We start from the raw sequence: 1062 nt of genomic DNA, 5'->3' as shown, positions 1-1062 counted from the left end.
CCGATGGCGTCCAGGCGCGACGAACTCAACGCCTACACGTTCGAGAAGAAGCGCACCGTCGCGTCCTTCCTGCGGCCCTCACCCACCGGCAGCGACGAGGGCGCCCCACGCCCCCTGCGCGGCTTCCTGCCGGGCCTGGTCATCGGCGCGCTGATCCTCGCCGGCTTCGGCGCCTGGGGCATGTTCCGCCCGCAGGCCCCGAAGGGCTGGGACAAGCCCGGGAAGAACGTGATCATCGCCAGCGACTCCACCACCCGGTACGTCGTCCTGCGCACCGACGGCAAGACCCAGCTCCACCCCGTCCTCAACCTCGCCTCCGCCAAGCTGCTCCTCGACCCCGACTCCTACCAGATCGTCAAGGTCGCCGAACGCGAGCTGGACAGCGGACGCATACCGCACGGCCCCACCATCGGCATCCCCTACGCCCCCGACCGGCTGCCCAGCACCAAGGAGGCCGGCACCGCCAAGCGCTGGGCCGTCTGCGAGAAGCCGGCGGCACCCGGCCGCCCCCTGCAACGCGGCACCTTTGTCCTCGCCGCCCGCGAACACAACGCCGTCGACGGCCAGGACCGCCTCCGCCGAGGCGAGGTCATGTACGTCCGCGACGCGAGGACCCGCGACGAATACCTGGTCAGCGCCAACGGCACCAAGTACCGCGTCGGCACCAGGAACGGCAGCCGACCCGGCACCCCGGAACGCGACCTCCTCGTCCGCATCCTCGCCAGCGGCGAACCGCAGCGCGTCAGCAAGGAGTGGCTGGCCACCTACCGCGACGGCACCCCCGTCGACTTCCCCCGCCTGCGCGGCGACGTCGGCTTGCCCGCCGCCGTCGACGGACTCGACAACACGGCGAACCGCGTCGGCATGGTGCTGGTCGCCACCACCGGCGACGGCGACCAGCACTACCTCGTCGAACCCGGCCGCGTCGTCCCCGTCACCGACTTCACCGCCAGCCTCGTGCTCAGCAGCCCCGCCACCGGCGAACTCCGCCAGAACGGGCGCCCGTTGCGCGTCGGCGCCCAGACCATCTTCCCCACCGACGAACGCCACAGCCCCACCGCC

Annotated in this window: 1 protein-coding gene; it reads left to right on the top strand. The window is 72.1% G+C overall.

Annotated elements, in window-relative coordinates; translation table 11 throughout:
- A partial coding sequence (locus GL263_RS27130; protein ID WP_323379581.1) for a type VII secretion protein EccB occupies window positions 1-1062 on the top strand: 1062 nt, incomplete at both ends.

The organism is Streptomyces durbertensis, from assembly GCF_014156695.1.
Classification (GTDB): domain Bacteria; phylum Actinomycetota; class Actinomycetes; order Streptomycetales; family Streptomycetaceae; genus Streptomyces; species Streptomyces durbertensis.
This window is presented reverse-complemented; position numbering and strand designations above follow the sequence as displayed.